General features: G+C 44.1%; 5 protein-coding genes and 1 pseudogene. 4 read left to right on the top strand and 2 right to left on the bottom strand.

Annotated features, from left to right (window positions below; genetic code table 11):
• Positions 1 to 64 precede the first annotated feature (64 nt).
• Positions 65 to 680 (bottom strand): annotated as a pseudogene (gene def / locus SPADD19_RS07535) (peptide deformylase).
• 60 nt (positions 681 to 740) lie between these two features.
• Entirely contained in the window at positions 741 to 1,427 is a 687-nt protein-coding gene (locus tag SPADD19_RS07530) for a cyclic nucleotide-binding domain-containing protein (RefSeq protein ID WP_061455687.1), read from the bottom strand.
• A gap of 145 nt (positions 1,428 to 1,572) precedes the next feature.
• Between SPADD19_RS07530 and SPADD19_RS07525 the strand changes: the two genes are divergently transcribed.
• The 4 genes from SPADD19_RS07525 to SPADD19_RS07510 all read left to right on the top strand — a co-directional run.
• Positions 1,573 to 2,736 carry an MFS transporter gene (locus SPADD19_RS07525; RefSeq protein ID WP_061455686.1) on the top strand — a complete coding sequence of 388 codons (1,164 nt, stop codon included), beginning with the start codon at positions 1,573 to 1,575 and terminating at the stop codon, positions 2,734 to 2,736.
• A 106-nt stretch (positions 2,737 to 2,842) separates the two neighbouring features.
• Positions 2,843 to 3,994 carry an MFS transporter gene (locus SPADD19_RS07520; RefSeq protein WP_061455685.1) on the top strand — a complete coding sequence of 384 codons (1,152 nt, stop codon included), beginning with the start codon at positions 2,843 to 2,845 and terminating at the stop codon, positions 3,992 to 3,994.
• A gap of 2 nt (positions 3,995 to 3,996) precedes the next feature.
• Positions 3,997 to 4,725: a pseudouridine synthase gene (locus SPADD19_RS07515; protein ID WP_061455684.1), complete on the top strand. Its 729-nt coding sequence runs from the start codon at positions 3,997 to 3,999 to the stop codon at positions 4,723 to 4,725.
• A gap of 219 nt (positions 4,726 to 4,944) precedes the next feature.
• The coding region (locus SPADD19_RS07510) for a Cna B-type domain-containing protein (protein WP_241496538.1) at positions 4,945 to 6,547 on the top strand (1,603 nt) is incomplete at its 3' end.

Below are 6,547 nucleotides of genomic sequence, written 5' to 3'. Positions count from 1 at the left end.
AGTTTCGTAAAAAAAGTAAGGTAGTAGTGATGATTCACTACTACCTTACTTTTTGTCATTTGCCCTATTCTAAAATCAAGAGTCCTTCTTTGATTTCAAATGGGTTGTTTGGGTTGATGCGGTCATAGAACATGATGCCGTTGGTGTGGTCGATTTCATGTTGAACGACGATGGAGTTGTAGCCTTTGAGTTTGATGCGTTTCTTTTCACCGTCTTTTGTGAAATACTCCACAGTCACGCGCGCGTGGCGGACCACATAGCCTGGGACATTGCGGTCTACTGAGAGACAGCCTTCCCCATCTCCAAGAGCCGCGTCTTGCACAGAATGGGCAACAACCTTTGGATTGTACATGACTTCTTGAAGGCTATAGGCTTCTTTTGGTGGGTTGCCATCGGCATCTTCTGGATTGGGAACCAAAACAGCGATAATGCGTTTTGAGATGTCCAGCTGAGGGGCTGCGAGTCCCACTCCTCCACGGAGGCCAAGTTTTTCAGCCATAACAGGGTCTTGAGAATGGTGCAAGAATTGCATCATTTTTTTCACCCAGGATAATTTCCTGATCAGACAAGGGGAAGGTCACGTCTTCTGCAACAGCTCGAAGTGTGGGATTTCCTTCGCGGATAATGTCATCCATATCAATCAAATGGGATGCTCTTGTAACTTTTTCAATTGCTTTCATCGTTTTACTCTCACTTTCTTTCTAACCTCCATGATAACACAAAAGAGCCTAAAATTAAAGTTATCTGTCGGCGGTTTCCGCATGTTTGATGGACAAATCATTCATCCTTTTTGCATCTAAAATCGTATAGACCCGTCCTTCTCTTTGGATCAACCCCTCGTCAACCATCTGCTTAATCACGCGGCTAAGGTGGCGGTAGCTGATCCCAAAACGCAGGGCCAGTTGATTCATCTTGGGCTTGAGAGTCCCATTTTCATCACCATGTTCCAAAAAATGCGTAGCGAGGCGCTCCTTGACCGAATAATGAAAGTTGGCAGGAGCCAAATAGTTGATCTGGTGTAATTTCTCAGCCAAGGTCTTGGCCGTAGAGCGCAAAAAGGTCGGGTCCAGCAGGAGGCGGTCCTTGAAATGCCGAGCAGAGAGCTGGACGACTAGTGAGTCTTGGTCTGCAATGACCGATGTGATACAGACCCGATCGAGCAGGAGCTCAATCTCTCCTAACAGTCCAGGTTTTTCTTGGATTTCAAGGATGGTGTCGCTACCATTTTCAAGACTGTGGACGATCTTGAGCCGGCCTTTGAGAAAATAAGGAATGACATCTTGGTCAGAACCCTGGCGGCAGATATACTCTCCAGCCTGATAGAGAACGAGGTCCAGCTGACTAAGACAGTCACCTGGAAAGATCTGATCCAATTGGTAGTCAGTGATGATCTCCATGAGTTTCGTAGATGGGAAAATTTTTTTCATCTCAATCTCCTAAAATAGGACAAATGTCCTATTTTTCTGTTTCTAAATTGATTATACTAGGATTCTATTGAAAATACTAGTTTGAATCTTTTCTAAAAAAACTAGTAAAGTCAAATGTTACCAGTAAAGTATAGGAAATAAAGAAATGAAAAAAACAATGGAAAGAATCAGTCTCTTGAGCTTGTCGCTCATGCTGATCTCATCATTTTCAATTACAGCCGGTTTGCCAGCTATGAAGGCCTATTTTAGCCAATTCGGATATTCAGCAGGCCAGGTGGAACTCTTGGTTTCCCTGCCGGCCTTTGCGGTTGTGGGCATGCTCTTTTTAAATAGCCTGATCGAGCGGTGGATGAGTGAGCGCCAGATGATTGTCGCAGGGCTTTTGCTCTTTTCAACTAGTGGCCTTGTGCCTTTGGTCGTGCAGGACTATCCTCTCATCTTTCTGAGTCGTTTTCTCTTTGGTTTGGGGACAGGAATGATCAATGCCAAGGCTATTTCGATTATCAGTGAACGCTACTCAGGCAATGACAAGACTCGGATGCTGGGATATCGGGGGTCTGCTGAAGTGGTGGGCTCTGCCATCTTGACTTTTATTGTTGGACAACTCTTACCCCTAGGCTGGCCAGCGATCTTTGCCGTATATGGAGGTGGTTACTTGATTTTACTCCTCTATATCCTTTTTGTCCCCTATTCTAAGGGGAAAAAACAGGCTAGCTTGAAGGAGAAAAAGAAAGGTTCCGCACGCCTTCGCTCCCCTCAATGGCGTTTTAGTCTGATGCTAGCCATGATTGCTGGTATCATCATTTGTTTCAATTCCATCATTAGCCTGCGCGTGCCGGATATCATTGTTGACGCTCGTATGGGAACGGCGACAACAGCTGGAACCGTCCTAAGTCTGATGCAATTGACAGGGATTGTAGCGGGAGTGGGATTTGCTAGTTTGACACATGTTTTCAAAAAGAACTTGCTCATGATCATGTGCTTTGGTTTCGGACTAGCTCTGGCCTTGATTGGCTTGTCTGGACAGCTGTGGAACCTGGTTCTAGGAACCCTCTTGGCAGGATTTACCTACAGTACGGGAGTCACCAGTATCTTCTATCACTTATCTGAAAAAATTCCGACTAATCTCCTGAATCTTGCGACCTCGCTTGTCTTGATTGGCTGCAATCTTGGATCAGCCGTCTCCTCTTTCTTCATCCAGTTGGTGACGCCACTAGCTCCTTCCAATCATCTGCTCTTTATCTTGATTGGTGCTTTGATGCTCCTAACAGGAGTCTTCGCCTCACAATTACTAGCACGAACGAAATGATTGAAAAAATCATTTCGTTTTTTTAATTCAATCTATTGCGTCCTGTCACTAGCTCGTGTTATTATAGGAGGAGTGTGAAAAAAAGATTAGTTTAAAGGAAAAAATAATGAAAAGAATCATGGAGAAAGTGAGTATTCTCGCGCTTTCATTTATTTTGACGACCTCGTTCTCGATTTCGAGTGCGCAGTCGGCCATGTTTGCCTATTATAAGGGAATTCCTCACAGCATGATTGAGCTCTTGGTCTCGCTTCCTTCTGCAGGGATCATGGTTTCACTCATCTTCAATAAATGGATTGGGCGACTATTTTCAGAGCGTCAGATGATTGTGATAGGCCTAGTCGCTTACGCTCTATGTGGCTTTATTCCCTTAATCAGTCCAGCTTATCCAGTTGTCTTTTTGTCTCGGATTATTTTCGGGATGGCGGTTGGTTTACTCAATGTTTCTGCCATTGCCATTATCAGTGAGCGTTATAAAGGAAAAGAACGCGTCCAAACCCTTGGCATTCGTGGTTCTGCGGAGGTTGTTGGGACAGCTGTTTTGACCTTTGGAGTGAGTCTCTTGATTCGCTTTGGCTGGCAGGCTGCCTTTCTCGTCTACGGTATCAGTATTCCAATCTTACTTTTGTATCTCTTATTTGTGCCTTATAGTTCGAAAACAGTTGGTGTAGAGGAGAAACATCGGAATGATCAGATGACAGCTAGTCAATGGCGGACGGCACTAGGCTTAGCTGTTGTTGCGGCATCGATCGTCTTATCTAATGTTATGATTACTGTTCGGATTCCAAGTGTGGTGGAGCAAGTTGGGCATGGCACTGCCCAAACTGCAGGGCTTATGTTAGCAGCTATGCAATTTGTCGGGATCCTTGCAGGATTAGCCTTCTCACCATTGACCCAGCTCTTCCGCGATCGCTTGTTGCTCGTTTCGGGAGTGGCCTATGGCTTGACCCAACTGTTGATCGGGCTTTCTACCAATCTCTGGATGCTTGCCATTGTGACCATCCTTGCAGGCTTTGCCTATAGTGTAGCTCTTACAACGGTTTACAATGTCTTATCAGATAAGATGCCAGCAGGGGTCTTGAGCCAGGCAACGTCCATGGCGGTTTTGGGATGTAGTACAGGTTCGATCGCAACGACCTTTGTCCTTAGTCTATTAGGGACTATCTCATCTGCTCCAGCCTTCGTTTTTGGATTTTCTGGTATCCTCATGATCCTGATTTCCTTTTTTGGCCTTTGGATTGTGAGAAAGAGCGGGAAGTAATCATGCGGCTAGATAAATTTTTAGTGGATTGTGGCGTGGGGAGTAGGACCGAGGTCAAGCAGCTTCTCAAGCAAAAGAAAATCGCAGTGAATGGAAAAAAAGAGACAGCAGGGAAGCTACAGATTGATCCAGACAAGGATCAGGTGACCTTTATGGGGGAAAATCTGGTCCATGAAACCTTTGTGTATTATCTGCTTAATAAACCAGCTGGAGTCATCTCAGCGACTGAGGATGACCATCACCAAACTGTCTTGGATCTACTGGATGAGACAGCCCGTCACAAGGAAGTCTTTCCTGTCGGGCGCCTAGATATCGATACCCATGGCTTGCTCCTTTTGACCAATAATGGGAAGCTTGCCCATGCCATGCTTTCACCGAAGAAGCATGTGTCGAAGGTCTACCGTGCCCAGGTGGCTGGGATCATGGATGAGGCAGATGTGGCCCGTTTTGAAGCAGGCATTGCCCTCAAAGACTTCATGACTTTGCCTGCGAGATTGCAGATCTTAGAGGTGGATGAGGCAAGCGCCAGTTCCTATGTCGAAATTGAAATTGCAGAAGGAAAATTCCATCAGATCAAGCGCATGGTTGCTGCCTGTGGCAAGGAAGTAGTAGATTTAGAGCGGATCTCTATGGGTCCTCTAAGGCTAGATCCCACTCTTCAATTGGGAGAATGGCGGAGACTCCAACCTTCTGAACTCAAGTCCCTAGAGGTGTTTGGAGTTTCCTTATAAGCAAAAAACCAAGCAGTCTGATTCGAACAGGCTGTTATTTTTTATTTGTATCAAGAAAATGAACTGAATAGGCAAAAATGAAACAATTTGCTTGTGCTATCAAAATAAATTGATTATAATGAAAAAAGATAGGTTGTGCGTAAATTCACAATATGTAGTGATAATTTTTAGACTCACATACCTTATCTAGTAAACGTAGAAAAAGGAGAAAAATCGTTTATGAAAAAGTGGCTCTATTCTGTTGTGACAACAGTTGCCCTATTTTTACTAGCGGCTTTAGGATTTGCCAAAACGGATAGGATTACCAAGGTACATGCGGATACGATCAATAGTATCATTACATCCGTGGAGTTTTCGAAGTCCTCTGGGGGAGCTCTAACAGATCCGATTGGTGTCTGGGAAAGTTTTCAAGTAAAAGCGAAGTTTGAGTTACCCGATGGACAAGTAAAGTCGGGAGACAAGACAGAAATTGAACTTGGAAATGATTTTAAAGTCTTGGAAATGGACACCGTTGACCTACTGGATCCTAGCGGTCAAAAAGTTGCGACGGCGACGGTAGATAATCAAAGAAAAAAGATTACAGTGACCTATACGGACTATCCTGAAAAAATGGCTCATGTGACAGGTTCATTGCGTTTCTTTGTGCGTGTGGATCACCAAGTTGTCAAAGATCAGAAAACGCTTGATTTTAGTCTTTCCATTAATGGTGTGTCCAAACCGTTTGGGAAAATTGAATACAAGGGGGTCAATCCGGGTGAAAATCCTCCTACTCCAGAAGTCTTTAGCAAATGGGGTTGGACCAACTCAGATAATAAATTAAAATTGACCTATACCTTAAACATCAATCAAGGTCACACTGCCCTTCATAATATTGATATTAAGGACCAATTGGCCTTTACAGATGGAAAAATCAAAGCAGATTCTGTCAACATCCATACTGGAACTTGGCAGATCGATAACGAAGATGGGGCTTATCATTTAAGAGACACCACCAACGTCACCAAGGACTATTCTCCGGTTGTCAGTGCTGATGGTCAATCTCTAACGGTTCATATCGGAGATCTAGCTCCAGAACAAGGAATGACGATTCGCTATGATGTTTATTTGGACAAGGTACCGGTGATCAATACAGCTTACAAAAATCATGCAACTATGACAGCTACGGAGGTCGAGGAGCAAACTAAAGATGCAGTCATCCTGTATCAATTCCTTGAAGGAAACTTTAATGGTGAGAAATACTCCTTCACTATTCATAAAAAAGGTGAAAATGGTCAAGCTCTTGCAGGTGCTACCTTTGCTGTGACAGCAGACGATACAGGTGAGCAAGTTGGAATCATCACAACAGATGAGGATGGTATTGGAACCATTACTGGCTTGATCAAGCAAGCTTATACGGTTAAAGAAATTCAATCTCCGACAGGCTATGTGCTCTCTGAAGAACCTATCAAAATCAGCAAGGACGATTTTGGAAATGACCTCGCAATTTCTCGTGATGTCGTAAACCAAAAAGAAAAAACAAGCGTTGCTGGTCAGAAGACATGGAATGACAATGACAACCAAGATGGCAAGCGTCCATCAAAAATTACAGTCAACCTCCTAGCAAATGGAGTCAAAGTTGCATCTAAAGAAGTGAAAGCAGATGCAGCAGGAACTTGGGCTTATCATTTTGATAATCTCGATGTGGTCGATGATGCTGGGAATATCATTGCCTACACCGTTTCGGAAGAACCTGTTGCAGGGTACGAAACAACTGTTGAAGGAACCAATATTACTAACAATCGTATACCAAAAGTAACGGAAGTAGCGGTTAAGAAGATCTGGG

This window comes from Streptococcus parasanguinis, assembly GCF_001578955.1.
Classification (GTDB): domain Bacteria; phylum Bacillota; class Bacilli; order Lactobacillales; family Streptococcaceae; genus Streptococcus; species Streptococcus parasanguinis_U.
Note: the sequence above shows the minus strand (reverse complement) of the source record. Positions and strands in the feature narration are given on the sequence as shown.